Annotated in this window: 22 protein-coding genes; 8 read left to right on the top strand and 14 right to left on the bottom strand. The window is 40.0% G+C overall.

The features are described 5' to 3' along the window. Positions 1-174: 174 nt before the first annotated feature. On the top strand, positions 175-330 hold the full coding sequence (locus BM176_RS32480) for a hypothetical protein (protein WP_177230405.1): 156 nt from the start codon (positions 175-177) through the stop codon (positions 328-330). 447 nt (positions 331-777) lie between these two features. Next, positions 778-1,080: a hypothetical protein gene (locus BM176_RS14515; RefSeq protein ID WP_143097808.1), complete on the top strand. Its 303-nt coding sequence runs from the start codon at positions 778-780 to the stop codon at positions 1,078-1,080. A gap of 144 nt (positions 1,081-1,224) precedes the next feature. On the opposite strand, the gene BM176_RS14510 is transcribed toward BM176_RS14515, so the two are convergent. The 6 genes from BM176_RS14510 to BM176_RS14485 form a co-directional block, all read right to left on the bottom strand. After that, a complete protein-coding gene (locus tag BM176_RS14510) occupies positions 1,225-1,647 on the bottom strand; it encodes an N-acetylmuramoyl-L-alanine amidase (RefSeq protein ID WP_090104160.1) in 423 nt (140 codons plus the stop codon). Positions 1,648-1,802: 155 nt separating this feature from the next. Continuing rightward, positions 1,803-2,465 (bottom strand): P-loop NTPase family protein, encoded by a 663-nt coding sequence (locus BM176_RS14505; protein WP_090104158.1) that lies wholly within the window; start codon positions 2,463-2,465, stop codon positions 1,803-1,805. Then, positions 2,407-3,228 (bottom strand): hypothetical protein, encoded by an 822-nt coding sequence (locus tag BM176_RS32475; RefSeq protein WP_090104156.1) that lies wholly within the window; start codon positions 3,226-3,228, stop codon positions 2,407-2,409. The genes BM176_RS14505 and BM176_RS32475 overlap by 59 nt, the downstream gene beginning before the upstream one ends. Beyond that, a complete protein-coding gene (locus BM176_RS14495) occupies positions 3,225-3,527 on the bottom strand; it encodes a helix-turn-helix domain-containing protein (RefSeq protein WP_090104154.1) in 303 nt (100 codons plus the stop codon). The genes BM176_RS32475 and BM176_RS14495 overlap by 4 nt, the downstream gene beginning before the upstream one ends. A 116-nt stretch (positions 3,528-3,643) precedes the next feature. After that, positions 3,644-4,303, bottom strand: a complete 660-nt coding sequence (locus tag BM176_RS14490) for a hypothetical protein (RefSeq protein WP_090104152.1) — start codon at positions 4,301-4,303, stop codon at positions 3,644-3,646. Between the two features lie 325 nt (positions 4,304-4,628). Beyond that, entirely contained in the window at positions 4,629-5,381 is a 753-nt protein-coding gene (locus tag BM176_RS14485) for a hypothetical protein (protein WP_090104150.1), read from the bottom strand. 196 nt (positions 5,382-5,577) lie between these two features. Between BM176_RS14485 and BM176_RS14480 the strand changes: the two genes are divergently transcribed. Beyond that, complete coding sequence (locus BM176_RS14480; RefSeq protein ID WP_090104148.1) at positions 5,578-5,784, top strand: hypothetical protein; 207 nt, start codon at positions 5,578-5,580, stop codon at positions 5,782-5,784. A 950-nt stretch (positions 5,785-6,734) separates the two neighbouring features. Here the strand turns inward: BM176_RS14480 and BM176_RS14475 are convergent. Continuing rightward, the gene (locus tag BM176_RS14475; RefSeq protein WP_090104146.1) at positions 6,735-8,042 is read right to left on the bottom strand and encodes a RagB/SusD family nutrient uptake outer membrane protein; all 1,308 of its coding nucleotides are present in this window, start codon (positions 8,040-8,042) and stop codon (positions 6,735-6,737) included. Between the two features lie 30 nt (positions 8,043-8,072). Continuing rightward, positions 8,073-11,069, bottom strand: a complete 2,997-nt coding sequence (locus tag BM176_RS14470; RefSeq protein WP_090104144.1) for a SusC/RagA family TonB-linked outer membrane protein — start codon at positions 11,067-11,069, stop codon at positions 8,073-8,075. Between the two features lie 728 nt (positions 11,070-11,797). On the opposite strand from BM176_RS14470, the gene BM176_RS14460 reads away from it, so the two are divergent. From BM176_RS14460 to BM176_RS14445, 4 genes are read left to right on the top strand one after another with little or no spacing between them, the layout of a single operon-like run. After that, positions 11,798-12,274 (top strand): macro domain-containing protein, encoded by a 477-nt coding sequence (locus BM176_RS14460; RefSeq protein ID WP_090104141.1) that lies wholly within the window; start codon positions 11,798-11,800, stop codon positions 12,272-12,274. Next, positions 12,271-12,693, top strand: coding sequence for an ADP-ribosylation/crystallin J1 (locus tag BM176_RS14455; RefSeq protein ID WP_090104138.1), 423 nt, complete (start codon positions 12,271-12,273; stop codon positions 12,691-12,693). The genes BM176_RS14460 and BM176_RS14455 overlap by 4 nt, the downstream gene beginning before the upstream one ends. Next, entirely contained in the window at positions 12,683-13,228 is a 546-nt protein-coding gene (locus BM176_RS14450; RefSeq protein ID WP_090104136.1) for an NADAR family protein, read from the top strand. The genes BM176_RS14455 and BM176_RS14450 overlap by 11 nt, the downstream gene beginning before the upstream one ends. A gap of 11 nt (positions 13,229-13,239) precedes the next feature. After that, a complete protein-coding gene (locus BM176_RS14445; protein ID WP_177230404.1) occupies positions 13,240-13,881 on the top strand; it encodes a DUF4291 domain-containing protein in 642 nt (213 codons plus the stop codon). Positions 13,882-13,900: 19 nt separating this feature from the next. On the opposite strand, the gene BM176_RS14440 is transcribed toward BM176_RS14445, so the two are convergent. After that, positions 13,901-15,361, bottom strand: a complete 1,461-nt coding sequence (locus tag BM176_RS14440; protein WP_090104134.1) for a L,D-transpeptidase family protein — start codon at positions 15,359-15,361, stop codon at positions 13,901-13,903. Positions 15,362-15,658: 297 nt separating this feature from the next. Then, positions 15,659-17,428: a hypothetical protein gene (locus tag BM176_RS14435; RefSeq protein ID WP_090104132.1), complete on the bottom strand. Its 1,770-nt coding sequence runs from the start codon at positions 17,426-17,428 to the stop codon at positions 15,659-15,661. A gap of 157 nt (positions 17,429-17,585) precedes the next feature. Here BM176_RS14435 and BM176_RS14430 point away from each other — a divergent pair, with 157 nt between their 5' ends. Beyond that, positions 17,586-18,407, top strand: a complete 822-nt coding sequence (locus BM176_RS14430; RefSeq protein WP_090104130.1) for an adenine nucleotide alpha hydrolase family protein — start codon at positions 17,586-17,588, stop codon at positions 18,405-18,407. Between the two features lie 10 nt (positions 18,408-18,417). On the opposite strand, the gene BM176_RS14425 is transcribed toward BM176_RS14430, so the two are convergent. The 4 genes from BM176_RS14425 to BM176_RS14410 form a co-directional block, all read right to left on the bottom strand. After that, positions 18,418-19,668 (bottom strand): PAS domain-containing sensor histidine kinase, encoded by a 1,251-nt coding sequence (locus tag BM176_RS14425; RefSeq protein ID WP_090104128.1) that lies wholly within the window; start codon positions 19,666-19,668, stop codon positions 18,418-18,420. 218 nt (positions 19,669-19,886) lie between these two features. Next, positions 19,887-20,717, bottom strand: a complete 831-nt coding sequence (locus tag BM176_RS14420) for a hypothetical protein (RefSeq protein WP_090104126.1) — start codon at positions 20,715-20,717, stop codon at positions 19,887-19,889. A 125-nt stretch (positions 20,718-20,842) separates the two neighbouring features. Further along, positions 20,843-21,901 (bottom strand): response regulator, encoded by a 1,059-nt coding sequence (locus BM176_RS14415; protein WP_090104124.1) that lies wholly within the window; start codon positions 21,899-21,901, stop codon positions 20,843-20,845. 169 nt (positions 21,902-22,070) lie between these two features. Beyond that, positions 22,071-22,880: a universal stress protein gene (locus tag BM176_RS14410; RefSeq protein WP_090104122.1), complete on the bottom strand. Its 810-nt coding sequence runs from the start codon at positions 22,878-22,880 to the stop codon at positions 22,071-22,073. Positions 22,881-22,882 lie beyond the last annotated feature (2 nt).

Here is a 22,882-nt window from a genome sequence, read left to right as displayed (position 1 = left end):
TGGCAATTTATCAAAATACGTTGATTACAATATACCTTAAATAAGTTGTTAATCCAGGCAATCTACTGCCTCCTCCCAATAATTACAATCTCAATTATTTACTGTAAAATCATTAAAACTCTTACGGGGTAAGGATTTCAATTTGTTAACCAATATTCAAATTTGTACATCTACATGAAAAACATATATACTGATACCTCAGTTATTGGGGGATGCTTCGACAATAAATTTAAAGGACACAGTCTTTTACTTTTTGAAGCTTTTAAAACAGGAAGACTAAATGCTAAAAGATTTGAAGAAAAGTTATTACAGGCAAATCCTGTAATGTAAGGATTAACAAAGCCATTGGGTATGTTGAAAAACATTGTCCAATGGCTTTGTTAACTCTTGTTTCATAAGGTTCAAAGAAGTTAGAACATCGGCGATAATGTATAAGGCGTAATCCAATGTTGACGGAAGTTCTCCCCTTCCCTTCTTCCTGAAGCCTAGTTATATTCTAAAGATAAAACGCCTTATACGTTATCGCCGATGCGCCAGGATTATTCAAAGTTAAATAAAGAATTAAAGTTCATGTTCCTGGCCCTGTACTCTCCCCTTGATCAAAGAACTAAAGCTCCCCACGCTTAATCTGGGATATTGCTTCGATACGATTGCCACCCAATGATATCAACCAGCCCCTTGGTTATTAGTTTTCAATCATATAGTTTTGGTATTATGTTTCATTTGGATGAGGAAGGAATCCGCCAGGAGACATATAGCAACTTAAAGTTTCAAAATATGACCGGAAATTCAAAAGAGTCTTTTGAACTCACCGTTTCGAAGATAAAAAGTATTGCCAAACAAAATGGTATTGAAATTACAAATAAGGAGATTGCGGATAAATTAAACATTCCTATTGAAGAATTTAATGCCTATTATGAAAAGGATTCTGCTTCTCCTGAATTGTTTTCATTATTGTATTCTTCCTACAAGGATCTTCTTAAAGGCATATCTTATCATAAAATATGGCATATAACGGAATACGATGATCCTTTAGATCCGGACGATATTCCGCCTCTGGATCCGGAAGAAGCGGAATAAAATGAACGAACGTTTATTAAAGGATCTAAAGCTGCAAGAGTACAATTTGAAAAACGTTCTCATGCAGCTAATGCTCTGCCATAAGGGTCAAATGAACGAACACCAGCAGGAATGGATTATCCGCGGCTGATGTTCGTTCATTCATTACTGCCATATTTCAATCTCTTCTAGCCAGGATTTTACGTCAAAAGAAGGACATGCTTTATGCACGTTTGGAAAATCCCGGTGCCCTTGAATGATTGCAGTGGGATATCTATTACTCAGGTATTTTATCCAAACTTTCATGGCAGATAACTGTTTCAATGTCCTGGTATCTTTGGGGTTATTATTAGCATCTATCCCGCCGATGTAACTAACATGAATAGAGACATCATTGTAACCGACAACACCATTTGCAACCAGTTCTTCATTCAGTAACTGTTTGATTACCCCATTGGTGTCTATGATGTAATGATAACCGGGACTCTTCCAACCTAACTTTGTTCTCCAGTAGCTTTGAATTGATTCAACTGTAGCAGTTGACTTTGTGGCAGTGCAATGAATGACGATGTATTTTATATCACGCATAATTAGAATTTTAAAAGTTAAAATGTTTTACCAACAGATGATGTTCATCTGATGAAGATGTTTTGTTTCAGATAATGTTTTTGAATTTTAAAAACCGGCCCGGCAGGATTACCAGGCCGTTTCCATGTTTGTTTGTTTCACCTATGAAAATGTGTTTAAATCCTTTTGTCTTTACTCTCCCCGGAGAATGCTATGACTTGACACATTTGCCGGGTACGGCTGCGGAGCCGGTCGCCATATCGCTCTTCCAGTTTAGCGCTGCTAAGATTCGTGGTCATATAGGTGAGCATATGATATTCCATGAAGAGATCGTAGCGACGCAACAGAATTTCTGCCATTACATTACGGATATTTCCCCAATAGTTAACATCGGGCTCTGATCCTAAATCATCAAAACAACAGATACGTGGCCTGGTAGTATAAGGATCGAATGAACTGGATGTATACCGTTCGATTACACTGCTTCCGTCCTCTAAAAAGTTCAGACTGATATTGTAACATGACTGAATTGAATATTGATGATGAGGGCGCAATAATGTTTTCAGGATACGCATGATGGCAGTTTTGCCACAACCGATCGGCCCCATAATGATCAGACCTTTGTACAGGTCTATCTTCTGCGCAGTGGCGACATTTTCATCCTGTAGAAAATAGGCGATCAACTTCATAATCACCGGACGATCTATGTCATCCACCTGAAAACGGGGCCCGAACATTTCCTTTCCTTTGGCAATTATTACCTTCAAAATCGCATGATAGTCATAATGGCTCTGAATAATCTTCACTTTTGCTTGTGTGCAGGTATTTTGCGCCTCCATGATTTGGTGTTTTTTTTGTATTGAAAATCCATTTTAGGGCAACTGCTTTCCAGTCCCGAATGGGATGAATTCCTATCATCCAGCCATTAGCTGAATAGTGATAAAAGAAGGTTAAGGCTCTTTCGCGGTCGCAACGTTGGTTGGCGAACCAGGATAATACCTCTTCTATTGTGGGCGGCTGAATTTCTTTTTGATTGAAATTTTTATATTGATGATTATCGTGTGCGTGTGAGTCACACACACTGTTTAAATTGTTTATTTGTTTTAATTGTTTATTAAAGGGTCCCACTTTTGGGACAGGGGTAGTCCCATTTTCGGGACTGCCTGTGTTCAAATCAGGGACAGGGGTAGTCCCACTTTCGGGACTGCCTGTGCTCAAATCCGGGACAGGGGTAGTCCCACTATTGGGACTGGTTCTGATAGAATCAGGAACTCCGGAGAAAAGATCCGAATCTGACTTTATTGTTTTGATTACAGATAACGGAATGATGGTTACTTTAGCCGGATGCCCTGTATGCAGAGATGGGAAATATCTGATATACCCAAACTCATGTAATTCTCTAATTACCTTTGCAAACGAAGTTCTGGAACCTATCCGACTTGTTTGCATCAGTCTTGTACGGGACATGATAAATACCTGGGAGAAATGATGGTAGTTCCAGTTTTGAAACAATGCCATGTACAGGCTGATATGCAAGGGTTTCAGCCGTTCATCTTTATCCAAACGGAGATAAAAACTGTTGAGGTGATGGATGTAATTCATAGTGTTTGTTTTTTAGTTGTTTTGCTTTTGAGCAATAGCTTCCTGATATCGTTGTAATCGTACAACAATAATCCCCCTACACGGGCAAAGGGAAGTGTCCCCTTATTGCGCATTGCCTGGAGTGTGGATGCAGAAATCCGCAGAATTTTTCTTACCTCCCTGGTTTTGATCAGTGGGTAATCATGATGCTTTTGCTGTTTTAAAGTTTTTCGGAGTTGAAGGAATTCCTGTTTTAAGCGAGAGAAGGCTTTTCTGAGATGTTGGAATTCTTGTTTTGTAACTGGAATTTCTGACTGCATAAATAATTATTTTTTATGCAAATCAAAAAGAATTAAGCATACAAGAACAGTTGCAGGGGGTTGCGCAACCCCCTGAAAACAGTTCATTATCAATTAATTGTGAAGAAAAATTTTTTTTACAGACTATGTAAGAAATGAATCATGCTATTAAGTATAATAACAAGTTTTTTGATTGTAGCCGGTGCCGGACTATGGAAATTATTGCGGAAGCTAGTATAAGTTATTTCAGCCGTATGCTTTGAGCTGAAGTGCTTAACAAAATATCTCTTAATAGCCACATCACTGTCACCGACGATATCTGTACCATCGACCAGCGCTCTTGCAAAAAGAGCTAATATCGGTGCTGAGGTATTGAGTTTCATCCTGGCAAGAGCCGATTGACTGTCACTAACTTTGGCGCCTTCATTGATCCCAGCTATTACATCTGAAAAACGGTCATGTAAAAAACCGATCAGACTTTTGATTACAGATAGTGCATGTTCCTGCAATAATTCTGTGTAGGGTCCGTTGTCCGCTGTTCCGTTTACGAGGGTATCTTCCAATAAATCTGAAAGTTTACACAGTGTACGCAGTTTATAGCTAATAAATTGCTTGTACTCATCCTCATTAACGATCGATAAAGCGGTTTCAAAAATAAGACTCCTAACTATGCGCTCTTCTCTCAAGAGTGCCTCTTGCTGCTCCTCATATTGTTCTAAGCTTCCAGGCTGGTTTTCGTATTCCAAACCATTACAAGTGCTATAAACAATATGGGTCAGTTTGGTTAAACCTAACATATTGTTTTTAAAAATGGGTCACAAATTACAATCACTACTTTTCAGCAGGGAATTGGAATTCTTTAAAATTATTATTTGGGGTAAAGCCGGCATTCCCCAAGCTGACAAAGATATAGGTATTTTGAAAAATATATTGTTTATGCATGTAACTTTTTCTTTTATCCATTTTAGCTGTTATTTTAATGAGTAAGACTACTCAAAAAAATGAAGAATATAAGGGATCAGGTGTTTTCGTCAGAGCAAAGAAATCCAACATAAATAGCCTTCCAAAACAAATCTAAAAAAGAGCCTGTACCATACGTACGGTACAGGCTCTGGCACTTTACTACAACTCTACTTTGACCACAGTCAGGGCATTAAAATTGCCACTGTTTAACGGATAAAGGGTTCCATTGAATTGCTGATAGAATTCAATTCCCAATACCAGGAATAATGGATCATCACTATTAGCAGGAAGGTTCTGCCTTAGTGTTACTGCCGCTTCTTCCTGAGAACCGTAGGCGATTGCTGCGGAACTGTTACCTGCAGTGACGTAAGTTTCACTTACGAAATCAATTGCAGCAGCGGCACTATGCAGCTTAAAGTGAGTGGCTCCATCTGGTGCATTGATGGTCTTTAACGGGGTGAAAGCAGGGATTGTGATAGTCAGCGTTCCCGTTGCACGATTGACCTCCGTAGTGAACTGAGCGAGTAAAACAGCGCCAAGCGGACTCCGGACATTGAAGTCGAACTTTTCCAATACGGTGGCATCGCCAGTTATAATACTACGCTCTCCACGGTCACTGGTGGTATCTGCTTTCTGTGCATAGAAGACAGCCTTTACCAACCTGCTGATCATCCGACCATCTGCAACCTGAGCCAACAGATTACTGAATGCAGACCTGATCACTTTCCCGGTTTTACCAGCACGACCAAATTCACGGCCATTTTCACGTACACGCTCATAAGATGGATGTTTAGCGAAACGGCTTGCGTTAAAAGATGTTTTTTGTCGCGCCATTAAGCCATCCTGGGATTTATAGAATGTAATATCTCCTATCGTTCCCGTAATTTTTGCTACTCCTACTTGTTTAGGCATACATTTTTTGTTTAATTTTGATATATAACGTTTATACAGGCACGTTATACCTAAGCCTCGTCCTGTAATCTTTCAGTGTCTGCAGCAACTTTCGTTTACGGGATTTGTTTTACAATATTACAGACGAGGTTTATGCAAAAAAAATGTGGTGACCGATAGGACCACAAATGACCTGTTTCGATCAGAATTGACCAATATGACAACACCGATTCCGCCAAGAGTAGTAATCTATACGAAGGACGTAGAGAATATTACAGGTAAGAAAAGTAAGGCGGCAAGGCGCCTGCTGCAAAAAGTAAGGGAACAATCAGGCAAAACACAAGAAGAACTTGTTACAATGCAAGAGTTTTGCCACGTCACCGGGATTCCGGAAGATGTTGTTCGTCCTTTCCTTGTTCATTGATGGTATTGCTTTTCAAGAGAGTAGTATCCGCTTTTTGTTGCCCTTTATATATTCATTTTGGTATGGTTTGTTATGGTTTTCGGGGATATGGTATTATCATAATAAAATTAAAACTATATAGAACCAAAGAAATACCTGCTGAGATAGTACAGAGATTTAGTCATCCTACGTTCATCCTACGTTAAAAACGTAGGATGAACGTAGGATGACTCTTATTAGCCTATAGAACGAGTTTGTTATACATTGTTTGCACGACTTAAACTGGCATAAATATGAAATATCTGAGTAGGAATAAGATTTATGAAAATCTTCAGGTTAATGAATGATGCCAGGAAGAATTTATTTTTATTCACCAGACATTAACACTTCTGCATTACAAAAGTGCTTATTATTGAATAATATAAATTCCATGTAGGTCATTTATCAACCATACAACCTGTAACTATGAAGCAGTTGTCCCCCTGCTTGTGTATAATACTGTTAGTCTCCTTTATTTATGTAAATGCACAGGATAGTGTATTGCAACCGCTTGTAACTACTGTAATTCAGTTACCTGATAAATAATGTATAAACTAATTAAAAGATAAACTCAATCAATCTGCCTATGGCAGCTTTGGTAATGGCAATATCAATTCTGATATGCCAGATTACAAAATAAACCCAGAGCACAGCAAGCATTTCTGGAAAAGGGTTACGCTGCGAAGGATTATTCAGACAACGCAGCGGGCATGTGGGGTGCTACCTATTACTCCCGATATCGGCGTGTTTCTGGGTTTTAAATTATCTGACAAATAAATTATTTGGATGAGCTAATCCAAAAAAACGGTTGGAAAGTCCTGCAATTTTTCCATGAAGGAACTGTATTATCTGGAGAGGCATCTTAATAAAACGAGGCTCTCTCAATAATTTGGGAGAGCCTCATTTTATTAAGGGTGATTTTTTATTACGGATTAAATATTACTTTCATTCTGTGGTAACGGGTATCTTGCCCACACATCATCACCAGTCCTGTCTACAGGTAAAGTTCCCAACAAATTGTAACGTCTTACATCTATCCAGCGATGACCTTCCATAAACAGCGAATATCTTCTGTTATACAACAGTTCTGTGATCAGTGCAGCAGAGGTGATTGCACCAGCATAAACGGGAAGATTATGGGCTGTACGGATGCGGTTTAAGGCCACAATAGCATCGGGGAAGGAATTGGTTTGAATTTTGGCTTCGGCATAGATCAGTATCAATTCTTCATTACGGATGATACTGATAGGCGAATTAAGGGAACTCCAAACTGTTAGATCCCGGTTGCCGGTTAAGCCACTCTGACTTGCAGACGATGTACGCAATGATGTTTTGTTGATACGATCATCTCCAGCCACAATGTTGGTAACAAATGAAGGGTGTGCTACCCGCACCTCTCCATTACCATTGGGCGCCAGATACATGGTATTGGCCAGATCGCCGCCATTAGTGGAAAAAGAATTATAGACACCCGTGGTGAGGACCCCATTAAGATCGAAAAAGGATTCATTCAGGGCAGTAAGCGCCGAAGCCCAGTCTTTCCGGTAGATATTTACCCTGGCAGCCAGTGCGCGGTTAAATTTAAGCAGTCCGGCTGCATCTTTGAACCCAGCAAAGCCATCGGACAAAGGAAAGATCACTTCCGATCCTGTGAGATCAGTTTTGCCTTCATCCAGGAATTTGAGGACTGAATCCATCACCACAGCAGGATTAGTAATGACAGGGCCAAGTGTTGCACCATTGGGAACCGGGATACGTGCACCATTGGAATCTGTCATGTTGATATTTAGTAGAAGCTGATAACCGATGAGTGTTTTAGCCAAACCTGTAAAGGCTTTCTTTTGTGCATCTGAGGCCACTTCCGTGCGGGTATTTTTAATGGCATCCAGCAGGATAAAACATTGTCTTATTACCTGGTAACGTGAACCCCAGGGATTAGTAATATAGAATGTATTATTATCCAGCAATTTGGTACCACCACCCAAAAGATCGGTAGTAAAACGTGGTTCCGCACCGGAGAAGCGATAAATTTCCCTGCCGATAATTCCAGTACCATCCAGGTAGGTTCCAAAATTATTACGCATACCGGATTCGGCACCTGTAAGCAGGTTAAATAAATCACTTCTTGTAGGATCGGTAATAATGCCGCCAACAACGGGCGTATTCAGACTGTTTATTTCTCCCTTCTGGCAGGAAATGATCAGCAGAGAAAGAATTATAATTGAGAAATACTTTTTCATATGTAATGATTTTTAGCAGGTATAAAATGATCAGAAATCCAGGCCAACATGAAAGCTGGCTCTTTTGGAAGCAGGGAATGGCGTAACATCCACACCTGTTGATAATCCGTTACTACCACGGCTTTGGGAGGTAGTAATGGTATTGCTCCCAAAGTTGGACACTTCCGGATCATAGCCTACATAGTTTGTCCAGGTGAAGAAGTTATTGGCAGATACTCCGAACCGTATACCTTTAATCGTGTTGGTATTTTTCAATGGTACATTGTAATAAAGACCAATTTCACGGATACGTACATATGAAGCATCCTGTACATAGATAGAAGCATCGCCGGCACCCGGACGATAAGCTCCTACCTTGGTACCGTTCACGATATCGTCGTAATCGAATGAAGTAGCACCGGCATCGGTTAACAGCTGGGTAAGGTTGATATTATCACCACCTTTTTTCCAGTGAATAAGGAAGCGCAGGGAGAAGTTTTTGTAGATGGTTAATTCATTGAAAAAGCTCATCTGGAATTTAGGTTCTGAATTACCGATCAACTTCAGAGCTCCACCAACAATGCCCTTGATCTGTGTAGCAGGCTGACCTTGTTCCAGGTAAAAAGTACCCAGTGAGTTACCAAAAGCACCGATAGCATATGCAGGAATGGTTAGTTTCGTTACTTTAGAACGGTTACGCCACCAGTTGATAGTAGAACTCCATTTTAAATTGGGAGTATTCACCGGGATCAGTGTAAGTCCTAATTCAATACCCTGATTTTTCAGGTCGCCACTGTTCTTCCATTCAGAGGCATAACCAGTAGAACCGGGCAGCGCATGACGTAACAGTACATCGTAGATCTTCTTATTATAATAAGAAGCTTCCAGGCTTATACGTCCATCCATCACACTAATGTCCAGCCCTGTTTCAAATTCTGTTTGCCTTTCCGGTTTGATATCAGGATTCCCCTGCAGATTATCTACAAGCACACCGGGATAACCACCAATATTGCTACCCAGCATACCGGTAAACTTACTGCTGTAAGGCGGTACGTTGCCCGACTGACCATAAGCCGCACGTAATTTTAAATTGTTGACACCGGAAACATTCCAGAATTTCATTTTGGCGATGTTCCAGGAAAAGGACCCTTTAGGGAATACGTAATATTTTTTGTACTCTCCATTATTGGTAGATCTGTCGAAACGTAACCCACCGCTTAATGTTATAGCATCTATCAGGGAAAGATCTTCCTGAATGAAGAGACCATTATCGCGGTACTTTTGACGGAACTGCCGGGTAGTGGTATTAGCACTTGCATCCAGGTTGCTTTGTCCGGAAACCAGGTTGGTAGCAGCAGTTACGATGTTATCCATATACCCTGTTTCCAGCGTAGCACCGGCGGTACTCGTTAAGCTGACATTATTATTGGGAGTAAATGTATTAACCAGGAATCCACCGATATTGGTATTGATGTTATTGGTGTTGCCCTGGATGGAATGTCCCTGTAATCCGTTTTCTTCGAATTGAAGATCGCGTGGAAACAGAGCAGCGGTTTTATAATTGTAGTAATCCACACCACCACGGCCCACGAAGCGGGTAGTTGAATGGTCGCTCTGTTGTAAATGGATCTCAAGATTGGTTCCGCCCACGAAGCGGTTGGTTTGTTCGTTATTGTTCATCTTATCACGAGTTTCCAGGGGATTGGAAGCAGCGAAGGGATTACGAGGGTATTCGCCCAGCGCATTGGGATGAAGGTCTACAAAATCCGGAGTGGAAGATAAAGCCACACCGTAGGTAACACCATTGTTATCATTGTTTGTAAGTCCCCTGTCGGATGAGGAGTAAATGTAATTGGTAGTAACGCCAAGGGAGATACGATCACTCAGTTTATGATCTATATTCATTCGAACAGAATTGTTAAAATAGCCGGTGTTCTTAACAATGCCTTCTTCCTGGCGACGGTTGCCAGAGAGAAAAAAAGTGGTCTTCTCTCCTCCCCCGCTGAGGGAGATCCCGGTATTCAGTACCTGTCCGGTTTCTCCATACATTTCTTTTTCATAATCGAAGATCTTACCGGCACTTTGTGCTGTATTAAATTGCGCTTTATAGGCGTCACGTTTGGCTTGTACTGCAGGATCCGGATTATCGGCAGTTCCTGCCAGATCGGCCGCTGTTTCGGCTGTAAAGCGGCGTACACCCATCAGATGCCGGACTTTAACAAAGCCCAGTTCCTGGTTTACGCTGATTTTTGTTTTACCCGCTTTTCCTTTCTTTGTAGTGATAATGATTACACCAGCAGCAGCTTTTGCACCATACATAGCAGCCGCGGATGCACCTTTCAGGATTTCGATGTTTTCAATATCTGCAGGGTTCAGGTCTGCAATACGGCTGGAGGGGTTATCCTGGTTATTAGGATTACCAGCAGTGGCGGCTCCGGTAACATCGTTTAATCCCGCAGGAATACTACTGTTGTTAAAGAAAACGCCATCTACTACATACAAAGGTTGTGAATTACCGAATACGGATGTGATACCTCTCATTTTTACGGAGATACCTCCACCGGGAGCACCGGAATTGGAAGTGATCAGAGCACCTGGTACCTTTCCGTTAAGAGCAGCATCAAAAGTTTGTGCGGGGGCTACGCCATTGAGTTGCCGATTGGAAATAGTAGCAACAGCATTGGCGAGGTTACTTCGTTTCACATTCGTAGCCAGGCCGGTTACTACAACTTCGTCTAACCGGGCAAAGTCTTCTTCCAGGGTAAGATCCAATACGGAAGTAGTGGGGGTGAGTTTGATAGTCCGGGTTTTGTAACCGGTGTAACTAACCACCAACGTGGATGTACCAGTGGGAACAGCCAGGGTATACAGGCCAGTAGCATCTGAAATAGTACCCCTGTTCGTATTGGGCACCCGGACGGTAACGCCGGGAATAGGTCTGCCGTTTACGGCATCCTTTATTTTACCGGAGATGTTTTGCTGCGCAAATAATGCGAAGGTACTGCATAAGCATAGCAGTAGCAGAAAGCCGGATTTTGGCATAAGCATAACTTGTTCGATTTAGATGAATGATGATTGATAATAAAAAGCTACAGTATCATAACCTGATCTTGGGAATTTTGGTGATTAAACTTGTTGTGGTTTCCTACCCTGTTGGGCTAGCACAGGTATTTCGATACACTCTACAAGGGCAGGATTTTTACATTGGGCCAATCTTTGTTGTAACGTCGAATTTATTTTCGGCAGATTACGAAAATTCAGAAGTATTTCCCTCTTTTTTGTTTGGGTTAATTACGTTATATTTTTTCGAAGTCCGGCACTTATGTACACAAGATAAGTCCGGTTTAATGTTCCTCTTCAAATACAGTTTTTGATTATGCTATCGTTTTCGATTCAGGTGGGATTGTGGACTGAACCCATTTGGTATTATTTCTATCTGACTTTATCAAGCGTATAGACTTTTGTTCGCTATTGGACTTTATCAAGCGTGTGCCAAATGGCTAAGGTCCACAATTACCCACCTGAACCCTCCAAATATTCATACCGCATACTACGATGGCCTTAAATCAATTGCTTATCGAGCTTGCAATTTTACCTGCAACAGTAAATTAAACTATTGATTATCAAATACACCGATTGTTAAATAATAGAGAATCATCAACAGCCATTTACACCTATTCAAAAATAATTTATTACAATTTGAAAATTTGTGTTTTCTTTGTGTTAATTTGACACAAAGAGATAAATCACTCTATCACCATACATTATTTAATAAAATGGGAAAGGAAATAACGTATATAAAAGGAGATGCTACAAAACCGGATGCAAAGGGATGTGTGATCATTGCTCATATTTGTAATGATATTGGAGGTTGGGGAAAAGGTTTTGTATTAGCATTGTCCCAGCGTTGGAAAAAACCGGAAGATGAATTTAGAGAATGGTACAAGTCACAGGATAATTTTAAACTCGGTGAAGTTCAATTTGTAGAAGTTGAACATAACATATGGGTAGCTAATATCATTGGGCAACATAAAATAGTTAATGGTAAAGATGGCACTCCGCCGGTCCGTTATGAAGCTATAGAAGCGGGGCTTATTAAAGTAGGCGATTTTGCCAGAAACTTAAATGCTATCGTACATATGCCCAGAATTGGCTGTGGGCTGGCAGGTGGAAAATGGAACATCGTGGAACCACTGATCATTAAAGGTATTTCTGATAAAAATATTGAAGTAACCGTATACGACTTCGAATGAGAACAATCACATTATATCGCCCGATTGGTATAAAGGAACTGGAATTAATCATTGATGCAGGCTGGAAGAAATTTCCACCCAGGCTCAGCTGGCAACCGATATTTTACCCAGTGCTGAACCAGAAATATGCAGAAGAGATTGCATCCCAATGGAATACAACAGATGACTTCTCCGGCTTTTGCGGGATTGTAACTGCCTTTGAATTAAACTTTGAACATTATTCAAAGTATACTGTTCAAAATGTGGGCGGAGTGATCCATGAAGAATTATGGATTCCCGCGGAAGAACTTGATCTATTCAATAATAATATAGCAGGTACAATCTCTGTTAAGAAGGTGTTTTTCGGGAGCAACTTTATATTGCCTGAACAGCAAATAGTGGCACAGGAACTATTAAAATTTAAAGAGAATGCAGTATAATAATAATTGGCTTATTAAGAAATGTAAGGAAGGAGAAAATATGCAATTCCTATTCTTCTGGGGGCATCAGCCTTCTAAAGACGGGAGTATTACGAAGACTTGTTTTAGTCAATGGTGGCCTTCCCCATTTCATGTTGAAGGACATACTTACTTAACAGCGGAACACTGGATGATGGCCTCCAAAGCAAGGGTATTTGGTGATGATAAAATACTTAGCGAAATACTGGAAACGCCTGCTCCGTCGGAAGTGAAGAAACTGGGTAGAAAGGTAAAAAACTTTGATTATGAACTTTGGGAGCAACATAAGTTCAGGATTGTAGTGGAAGGTAATTTCCATAAGTTTACCCAGCATCCTGATTTAAAAACATTCTTGTTAAACACTGAAGAAAAGGTATTGGTAGAAGCCAGCCCTGTAGACGCTGTGTGGGGAATAGGTATGGCTGAAAACAACCCTGGGGTTTATAATCCGGAATCCTGGCGGGGCGAGAATTTATTAGGATATGCTTTAATGGAAGTACGGGATCAACTGAAATAGTAATATTTAGAATGAAAATAGAAATAGAAAATTATAAAGCCTCCCGCAGTTATCTGCCAGAGGCAGGCCAATATATTATTGCACATCAGCAAGAGGAACAGATAGTTGTTTACCAGGCATATAACCAAAGCATTGCCTCTTTTGCAGTAGCGAACCAGGTATTAGGCGGAAGAGCTTACAGTTATAACCGTATGTCCTGGATTAAACCAAACTTTCTTTGGATGATGTATCGCTGTGGATGGGGAGAAAAGGATAATCAGGAGAGGATTCTGGCATTGTGGATTAATAAAAGTGTATTTGAAGAGATCCTGGCAAATGCTGTTTTATCTTCTTATAATCCGAAATATTATCTTAATCAGGAGGTTTGGAAAAAGGAACTTGCAACGAAAGAAGTACGTTTGCAATGGGACCCGGATCATGATCCCGCAGGGAACAAACTTACCCGCCGGGCCATACAGCTTGGACTGAAGGGCAAGGTGTTAGAGCAATTCGGAAAACATGAGCTAAACCTGATTGAAGATATCACTGATTTTGTGAAGGAACAAAAGCATCTCTTCGATAAAGGGCATTTAGATCAATTATCAGTACCTGTAGAAAGAGTATGGAATATTGACAATCCGGTATTGAAGGAACTGATTGGTATTGATGGATGACCGGCAATGGATAAAAAAGTCATCTTATAGTAAGAATTATCCAATCATATTTCCCATACACATCTTTAAAAAATCTGATCATACCATTTTCATCGGGCCAGGCTACCTGGTACAGCACGAATACAGGTATAGGATCCTTCAATTTCATTATTACAGGTTTACCATCAGATGTTTTTTTCATTTCGGCGAGATGATTTATTTCATTGGCCCGTGCCGGCATTACGAGCCGGGCCAATGCCATTGCTTCTTCTACCCTGATACAACCGTGGCTGAAGTAACGTTGATTATAAGAAAAAAAGTTTTTCCATGGTGTATCGTGCAGATATACATCATAAGGAGTAAAAAAGTTCAGCTTCATAATACCCAATGAATTATCACAACCATTTGCCTGACGGATTGTGTAAGGAAAGTTTTTAGAACTTAAAGCTTTCCAGTTAATATCATAGGGATTAAGCACCACGCCTTGTTTATCTAATACCTGGTAATTTCCAGCTGCCAGATATGATATATTATTCCTGATAGCAGGGAGTAATTCTTTTGTTGCAATTGAATAAGGTACTGTCCAGTAAGGATACATCACCAGTTCCGTAACCTTACTGCATAAGGTAGGTGTAGGTGTAGCCCTCCTCCCGACAACAGTATGTGAAGATAACAGGATACTGTTTCCCTGATAAAAGAAAAGATTTGCGGAGGGTATATTTACAACAATGATCTGTTTATTTTCCCTGTAACAGTTCAGCCAGCGAAATACGTTAAGTGATTGTTTCAACTGCTGAATTCTGACCGATAACGGAACATTCAAAGCGTCGAATACACCGGGGCGTAATCCACCATCTTCATACAATTCAAATAAATGTTGCGCTTTTCTCAGTTGCTGCCTTATATATATTTCCGGTAACTGATAATTTAGTGTATCCAGGAAACCCAGACTGTATAATTTTTCTATTAGCGGATGGTTGGTACTATCTACAATGTAGGATGTTATGGGAGTTGATTCATGCGGCATTAATGTATATTGCGCGATTGCTTTTTTAATGGCGATATATTCCGGACTGGCAGGTTCTATTTCCTGCAACAGGTATTTGAAGGTTCCCTCATTTAATGATTTTAAAATTTTCGTGGAGATATCCTGACAGATCTCATCATTAAGGCCATTATAAGCAACTTTCGGCACGTTTCGCCCATAGGCAACATCATAAAAAAAATGCTTAACTGCCATTGTTATTCTCTGATCGGCAGCTACAGAGTCTTCAAGATTTGTTAATTGAGATTGTTCGTTAAAATCATATTCATAATTACAGGAATCCAGGCCTAACAGATCACATTCTTCCAGGTATGTTTTGAATATACTACGATTCTCTATTCCTTTTTCTGATAACCAAACGATTTTTGCACGCATGCTATTATCGTCAAAGATGATCTGGGAGCATACTTTACAGGTAAAAAAACAGAATAAAAGTAAAAAAGGAATTGATTTCATCTGGTATCTTGTTTTCCGTTAATGAGATATACCATCTGTAAAATCAAAGGTATCGGGAAAGAACATATTTTACAAAATAAAAAGTGGCATAGATTCTATCTGGTACGAGGTACTCTGTCAATGAGGCATAGTATCTTCAAATTTCAAGGTATCCGGAAGTAATATTTTTATAAAAAGTTAAAGTGACATAGATTTCAAAGGTTTTTCATTTCAAGGTATATGGTATCAATATTTTACAAAATAAATTTAAAAAGTGGCATAGATTCCATAGAAGGGAAGGTATAGATTTCATGTGATTTACTGTTTCCCATTTATGAGGCATAGTCCTGCCAATTCCCAGGTAATAGCACTTTCCCTGGCATGTTTAAATTTTTCGATATCTTTCCAGTGCATAGTGTTCAATACATTTGCAGGTGTGCACCATCCGCGCCGGGCGACGGTTACACCCATCTGCATATAATCGCAGTGAAGGAATGATTCTGCGCAACTACTGATGGCAAAGTATACTTTTTTTCCTACGGCTTTCCTTACGAGTTCATCTTTCAGATCAAGGCTATACGGCATAGCATTAATCTCTAATGCTGTGGCTGTAGCAGCTGCTTTGTCGAACAGGAGCTGCCAGTTCACAATAGAAGGGTCTCTTTGTCCGATGATCCTGTTCGAAGGATTGCCAATACAATTGATGAGTGGATTTTCGCAAGCTTTTAACAGTCGACTGGTAATGTCTTTGTCCAGATCCTGATGGATTACGGCTGTAACCCAATCGAATTGCTTCAAAAATTCATCCGGCAAATCGAGTGTACCATCCGGGAGTAGTTCCACTGATACTCCCTTTTTCAGAAAAGGTAATCCCAGCCGGGCATTGGCATCATCAATGTTTTGCAACCAATCCCTGTTATTTCCATCATGGAAGAACTCACTGTGTTCCATGACAACCATATATTCATAATGAGGAAAAGCATTTATTACGTAATGGATGATAGATTCAATACTATTACCAGCATGGTGATTTACATAGATCCGCATATCTCCTCTTATCTGGTAATGAGTCAATAAGTCGGGCAGCATGTGCCGGTATGCCTGGCTAACCCCGTTTTCCCCTTCTCTGAGTTCAGGTGGAATATACTGGATGTTTAGTTTGGCATAAATGCTTTCTTCTGTTTTCCCTGCCAGGTAACTGAGCGTAGCTGTATCAAAAAGTCCTTCCATTGTGAGGGTATATCCTTTTTGCTCTGCCAGGTTGTACAGGTGAGAAATATGTTCTTTAACACCGGTATAGTACAATAAAGCAGCACCAAAAGACTGCGCAGTTGTCATCCTGATATCCAGCTGGAGATTGCCATACAATACAGCACAAACGCGGTTCCAGCCGGATCCTGCTACATTTTCAACGTGAGGCAGTTGCATAAACTCAATGAGGAACTCTTCACGGTTGCATTCTTCCACTTCCAGTACTATATCTATATCTCCTATTGTTTCACATCCCCGGCGGAGACTACCTGCAAAGGAAGCATTTTCAACTCCGGGCAAAAGTCTTAATACACGGAGGATTTCATTTCCCCGTAAAATAGCGTCCCAAAGGAACCATCTTGTTTCAGTAGTTTTATAAAGTTTCAGGCTACGCCGCAGATGTTCCATTTTCGCAGGGTTGATCCCCTGAACATCTTTCAGTTTTCCTGCCAGCACAGCAGCCTTCAATTGCTCCAGATTATCGATATGTAATTGTTCATGAAGTGCTTTCACAATGCCTGATCCGAAACCTTTTACTTCCAGCAATTCAAGGAGTTCTACCGGTACATTCCGCTTAAAGTGCTGATAACGCTGAATACAGCCTGTATCCAGAAATTCCTTTATCTCAAAGCGGATATCATCAGTAAAACAGGCATCTTTTTCCAGAGATATGCTGATATCTTCTTTGAGGTGATGCAAGGCTGCGGCAGCCTTATCATATGTTCTCATTTGTTTATAGTAATTCCCCAGATACCTATAACAGGCTGCAATCCGATGAAAGATGTCTGCAATAGCAGCATTATTGGAAGCGTATTGTTCAGGAGTTGTGATAAACATAATAAAACGTTTATGATGCAAAGAACTACCAAAAGTGATTGTAAAAAAATGAGGCTCATCATCGGAAATGATGATTTAAATCAACGGGGCACTCCCCTTTTTGTCATTGCCCCCGGGATAATCATTTGGTAGCTTTACTGGGTAAAATCCATTACATATGAAAAAGGTATTATTATCCTTTGATGGTAACCATTATTCAGAAGGGGCCTTTGAATTTGCCCGCAAGATGAATGAGCTTGAACCCATCCTGCTAAAAGGCGTTTTTCTGCCACCGGCAGATTTTATGCCAGCCTGGAGTTATGCATTTAGCGGCAGTTCTATGTATATGCAGCCGGTAGAGGACAGAGATCCTGCATTGATAAAGGATACGATAAATAAATTTGAATCACAGTGTTTAGAAAACGGTATAGAATTCCAAATCCATAAGGATCATTCTTCTTATGCCCTGCTGGGGTTACAAAAAGAAAGCCGGTTTGCAGATATGATGATTCTGGGGGGGCAGAAGTTTTATGAAAACCTGGGACAGGGAAAACCGAATGAATACCTCCGGGATGCATTGCACGAGACAGAATGTCCTGTTGTGGTTATGCCTGAGAACACACCGTTTCCCGAAAGTATTGTGCTGGCATATGATGGTGGACAATCTTCGGTATATGCTATTAAAAGTTTTATCAGCTTATTTCCTCATCTGTGTGATAACAAAACGATACTTTTATACGCTCAGCATAAACCCGGAGAAGGTATACCGGATGAACACCTTATAAGAGAACTGACAACTAATCATTTCAGCGACATCAGTTTTTATGAGCTGGGCGCAAATCCCAAGGAATACCTGACCAGCTGGTTGAATGATATTGACAAGCCAATGCTTGTAAGTGGTGCTTATAGCAGATCTGGTTTTTCTCAACTCTTTCACCGGAGTTTTGTAACAGATGTAATAAAGAATCATAACGTTCCTGTACTTATTGCACATTTTTAAGTAACAGGGTTTAATTACATTCAGCAAACGGGACAGACTTCTTGTGCCTGAATGTAATAGTGAATACTGTTCCTTTTCCTAATTCACTTTCACAGATGATCGATCCTTCCATCAGGTCAACATATTTGCCAATGATATGTAATCCAAGTCCGGTACCCTGGATATAAGAAACATTCGTGCCTCTGAAGAAACGTTCAAAAAGGTGAGGCTGGTCTTCCAGTGGGATACCCATTCCCTGATCTTTTACCTTCATAGTAAGGGTTCCATTTTCACAACAGCTTGTATGCATTACTATAGGGCTTTCTTCCGGTGAAAACTTGATTGCGTTAGATAAGAGATTAGTTATAATATGCCTTAATAAAGAAGGGTCCAGTTCCACATTATGATCCCCATCGTGCGTATATTTCAGGACCTGTTGCCGCTTGACAATACAATTCATTTCATCAACTATATTGTTAAGATATTTATACAAATCAAAAACAACATACCGGGCCTCCACCTTTCCTTCTTCTATTTTTCCGACAGACAAAAAATCATTCAACATATCGGTTAGCATATTAACACATGCAGAGATCTTTTTTAAATGCCGTTCCTGTTGTACCAGATCGGCACTTTTTGCGTATTTAGAAACGAGGAAAGTAGATGAAAGGATAGCACTAAGGGGTGTACGAAATTCATGGGAGGCAAGGGATACAAAGCGGGATTTCAATTCATTCAGCTCTCTTTCTCTATTCAGTGCGATATGAAGCTCCCGATCTTTCGCTTCTACTTCCTTCATCTGTTGCTCAAGCTGCTGAACTGTTTTTTTCAGGGAAAAGGTACGCTCAGCCACCTTTCCTTCAAGTTCAGCATTAAGCCGTTTTAAATCTTCTTCTTCAACTTTACTATGAGATATATCATTGACGAATGCGATCACATAATTCTCTCCTGCTGAAGAATATGGTCCAAGGCTAACCTCAACAGGAAATTCGGCGCCGTCCTTGCACCTGGCGAATAACTCAAATCCGGTACCCTTTATACGGGAGCGGGGATGATCCTGATAATCTGTACGGTGCTTTATATGCCGTTCTTTGAAACGGGTAGGCATCAGCAATTCCAGGGATTTACCGATGAGCTCTGCGTGAGAATAACCAAACATCTGTAACAGGAAAGGATTAGCTTGTAAGATCCTGCTCTCCTCATCAGTAACAAGGATTCCAATGGCTGCACCATTAAACAATGCGTAAAAGCCAATTTCTTTGGCGCCTTCAAAATCTTTCATATTTCAAAGTATTAAGACTCCGCCGGCATATGGTTACAGTAGTATAAATATAGAATATTTTCAGGCCATTTAATCAAACAAAAACTGATGGTAGTCACCATATAACATAATATGCATAGTAATTCCAGTGATTCTCTTCATTGATCATTTTACTTTTCCTGATGGGACAGCTATAACAATGGCTGGTGATATAAATCAATTCTATTGATGGTTCAGTATCAGAGATGAGTAATGAATACAGGCATGTCAATTCCCCGTAAAATATTATCGGCACTACTACGTCTGAAGAAACGTGAAAACCGGCTTCTGCCATATGCTCCGAAGGTTACGATGCAATTCTTTTTTCCACTTAACAGCTTCATGATTGCTTCGTCGGCTTCACCTTTCAACTCCTTATACTCAATGGTAGAGTAATATGTATCAAGGTATTCTTTTAACTGCTTTTTATGTGGAATAGCATGAAGATTATTTTCGGCAACGTATGCGACCTCCACTTTTAGCGGCAGTTCTGCGAACAAATGAATAAACTGTCTGATAGCAAACATAGAAGAAAAGGTACCGTTATATGCAAATATTACTTCTTTGAAGTCAGTCAGTTTATCGGGTAATACCAATACCGGGCATTGTGCATCAGTAAGAATATTTTTCAGGAAACCGGGAGGGTTTGAATCGTACAGCATTGAAAAAGAGATATCCCTATTGATTAGTAGCAGGTCGGCAAAACGGCTTTCAACAATTGCTTCATCTACGGGTATTCCCTTGTCTTTATGGAAACTGCATGAGATATTCCGCTCTTTACATCCTTTTTCCAATAACGTTGCCTTCTCTTTAATTAAGCGTTCTTTTTCCCTGACAGCCTTTAGTACTATTTCATGTTTATATGAAGGAATTCCTTCTGTGAAGCTTGGTACCATAAGTTCCGGACCATTTTCATCTTCGAGAAATACGATGGTTAACATGCCCTTAAGGATATTTGCTATATGCTGATACGTATCCAGAAGTTCTTCTTTAAAATTCAGGGCATCAATTATAACTACTATCTTTTTCATATCGTGGATTTTAGTACTCCAAAGATAAACCAAACACAGCGCTTACTCAATGATAGCTATCATTATAGCATATAACGGATATCATTTTCATACATTGTATAATGGCATAAATTGGGCAGAGGTACTTAGTTTGCCATGCTTGCAATTTTCTTATTGTCGGTAATGAAGATCTCTCCACCTGTGATAGTGATCAGGTTTTCATCTCTGAAGTCGCCCAGGGTACGGATAAGTGATTCTTTGGCAACACCTGCAATGGCAGCCAGGTTATCCCTGCTAATGTCGATACTGAACGTTTCGCTATGTACCGGATTATATTTATTGGTGATGAACAACAGTGCATCTGCTACTTTTTTCCGTAAAGAACTATATGCAATGCTCAGTAGCTGGCTTTCTTTTTCAGAAATATTTTTTGCAAGCAGTTGTATAAATTTTTGTAGTACCTGAACGTTACTATGTGTAAGTTCTTCAAAATCTTCCCGTGGAACAATAGCCAGTTGTGTTTCCTCTATTGCCTCAGCATTTTCTTTGTAAGTAGTTCCTTCAAGCAAGGGAATATATCCAATAAAATCACCTTCTTTATATATTCCGGTGATCAGCTCTTTCCCATCATCATTCCGCATGTAGGATTTAACTTTCCCCTTTACAATGTAATAGAGGCAGGAAGGGTGATTACCTTCTGTATATACGGACTGCTTTTTCTTGTAATAGTTTATATGGCGTTCTTCGCGAAGTGTTTGTAACAAGTCTTTTCCTGAAACTGTAGACAACAGCGATTCCATTCCTTTTAGTCCTTCATTCATTTCCTTTTTAAGCATTTCAGCTTTCTTCAATCTGCATTCGATCGCATTTAACAATTCAGTTGCATCGAAAGGTTTAGTAATGTAATCGTCCGCTCCCACTTCCATCCCTTTTCTCAGATCCATACGTTCAGCCTTTGCAGTGAGGAAAATAAATGGGATGTTACGCAGATCTTCCTTCTTGTGCAGCAGATGGATCACTCCATATCCATCAAGCACAGGCATTGTAATATCACAAACAATAAGATCCGGGTGATTATCTTCAGCCATCTGTACACCAGCTTTACCATCTGGAGCTGTGAGGACTTTGTAATTTGCCATTACCAGAATTTCCGCTGTATTTTCACGGATATCCTTATTATCTTCTATAAGTAATATTGTTGCCATGAGGATAGATTTTGGGGTAGCTTTAACTAATTACAGACAATTCAATGCAAATTAAGCTATTACAAATCAATTCCGTTACTAAACCAATTTAATCCTTTGTTAATGATACAAAATAAGAATGCGCAAGAGGAAATCTCTCACGCATTCTGAAATAAAAGCTATTATATAATTAATAGTGAGTGACGAATACAGGGAAAGGCAATGTCTCTATAAGCTGATCTGCATGGCTTTGATGAAAGAACCTGGATATCATACTTCTGCCATATGCACCTAATACTACAAGTGTGTGTTTTTTCTTTAACAGGAAATTAAATAATTCTTTATCCGGGGTTCCTTTTATCGTTATTACATCGGAATACCGGTAATTACCACACAGCCACTCCCTTAACCGGTTATTTTCAGTTGCTTTCTGTTTATCCACGTCACCTATCTGTAATGCTATTGCTTTCACATCTTCCAGTCCGGGCAGGAGATAAGAGAGTTGTTTCATTGCAAAAACAGCGGAAGCGGAGCCATCATAACAGAAAACAATTTCTTCAATTGGTTTGAAAAAAGCAGGAGATATCATTACAGGGCATTCTGCATTTGTTAGTAATGACCTGGTTAATTTATTCCGTACTACTTCCGTCTGGTATTGTGAATCTGCAATAGTGTCTATGATGATAAGATCTGCCAGCCGGCTTTCTGCAATCATTTCTTCGGCAGTGATCCGTTGCTCTTTGAACACACGATAAGGAACTCCTTTGCTTTCACATATATCTTCAAAAAGCTGCTGTTGTAATTTCTTGACAGGCAGATCGCCATTTATGTTAGATTCTACATATGCCATTCCCAATACTTGTTTCAAAACCGGTTCTGTACTGTAAGCCCCCGGGAAAACACCTATCAACCGGGCTTTGCTGAAGCCTGCTATATAACAGGCAAAAGCTATTGTATTGGCAGTGTTTGCACCATTTAACACTAAAAAGATCTTTTTCATAA

Source organism: Chitinophaga sp. CF118, assembly GCF_900112615.1.
Classification (GTDB): Bacteria; Bacteroidota; Bacteroidia; order Chitinophagales; family Chitinophagaceae; genus Chitinophaga.
This window is presented reverse-complemented; position numbering and strand designations above follow the sequence as displayed.

What these genes read in the sequence shown, in the direction of transcription:
- BM176_RS14495 (WP_090104154.1), bottom strand. Translation starts at nt 3,527, where the DNA reads ATGCAGTCAGAAATTCCAGTTACAAAACAAGAATTCCAACATCTCAGA.
- BM176_RS14475 (WP_090104146.1), bottom strand. Translation starts at nt 8,042, where the DNA reads ATGAAAAAGTATTTCTCAATTATAATTCTTTCTCTGCTGATCATTTCC.
- BM176_RS14410 (WP_090104122.1), bottom strand. Translation starts at nt 22,880, where the DNA reads ATGAAAAAGATCTTTTTAGTGTTAAATGGTGCAAACACTGCCAATACA.
- BM176_RS14460 (WP_090104141.1), top strand. Translation starts at nt 11,798, where the DNA reads ATGGGAAAGGAAATAACGTATATAAAAGGAGATGCTACAAAACCGGAT.
- BM176_RS14505 (WP_090104158.1), bottom strand. Translation starts at nt 2,465, where the DNA reads ATGGAGGCGCAAAATACCTGCACACAAGCAAAAGTGAAGATTATTCAG.
- BM176_RS14485 (WP_090104150.1), bottom strand. Translation starts at nt 5,381, where the DNA reads ATGCCTAAACAAGTAGGAGTAGCAAAAATTACGGGAACGATAGGAGAT.
- BM176_RS14440 (WP_090104134.1), bottom strand. Translation starts at nt 15,361, where the DNA reads ATGAAATCAATTCCTTTTTTACTTTTATTCTGTTTTTTTACCTGTAAA.
- BM176_RS14510 (WP_090104160.1), bottom strand. Translation starts at nt 1,647, where the DNA reads ATGCGTGATATAAAATACATCGTCATTCATTGCACTGCCACAAAGTCA.
- BM176_RS14445 (WP_177230404.1), top strand. Translation starts at nt 13,240, where the DNA reads ATGAAAATAGAAATAGAAAATTATAAAGCCTCCCGCAGTTATCTGCCA.
- BM176_RS14420 (WP_090104126.1), bottom strand. Translation starts at nt 20,717, where the DNA reads ATGAAAAAGATAGTAGTTATAATTGATGCCCTGAATTTTAAAGAAGAA.
- BM176_RS32475 (WP_090104156.1), bottom strand. Translation starts at nt 3,228, where the DNA reads ATGAATTACATCCATCACCTCAACAGTTTTTATCTCCGTTTGGATAAA.
- BM176_RS14450 (WP_090104136.1), top strand. Translation starts at nt 12,683, where the DNA reads ATGCAGTATAATAATAATTGGCTTATTAAGAAATGTAAGGAAGGAGAA.
- BM176_RS14430 (WP_090104130.1), top strand. Translation starts at nt 17,586, where the DNA reads ATGAAAAAGGTATTATTATCCTTTGATGGTAACCATTATTCAGAAGGG.
- BM176_RS14515 (WP_143097808.1), top strand. Translation starts at nt 778, where the DNA reads ATGACCGGAAATTCAAAAGAGTCTTTTGAACTCACCGTTTCGAAGATA.
- BM176_RS14490 (WP_090104152.1), bottom strand. Translation starts at nt 4,303, where the DNA reads ATGTTAGGTTTAACCAAACTGACCCATATTGTTTATAGCACTTGTAAT.
- BM176_RS14455 (WP_090104138.1), top strand. Translation starts at nt 12,271, where the DNA reads ATGAGAACAATCACATTATATCGCCCGATTGGTATAAAGGAACTGGAA.
- BM176_RS14480 (WP_090104148.1), top strand. Translation starts at nt 5,578, where the DNA reads ATGACAACACCGATTCCGCCAAGAGTAGTAATCTATACGAAGGACGTA.
- BM176_RS32480 (WP_177230405.1), top strand. Translation starts at nt 175, where the DNA reads ATGAAAAACATATATACTGATACCTCAGTTATTGGGGGATGCTTCGAC.
- BM176_RS14425 (WP_090104128.1), bottom strand. Translation starts at nt 19,668, where the DNA reads ATGAAAGATTTTGAAGGCGCCAAAGAAATTGGCTTTTACGCATTGTTT.
- BM176_RS14470 (WP_090104144.1), bottom strand. Translation starts at nt 11,069, where the DNA reads ATGCTTATGCCAAAATCCGGCTTTCTGCTACTGCTATGCTTATGCAGT.
- BM176_RS14415 (WP_090104124.1), bottom strand. Translation starts at nt 21,901, where the DNA reads ATGGCAACAATATTACTTATAGAAGATAATAAGGATATCCGTGAAAAT.
- BM176_RS14435 (WP_090104132.1), bottom strand. Translation starts at nt 17,428, where the DNA reads ATGTTTATCACAACTCCTGAACAATACGCTTCCAATAATGCTGCTATT.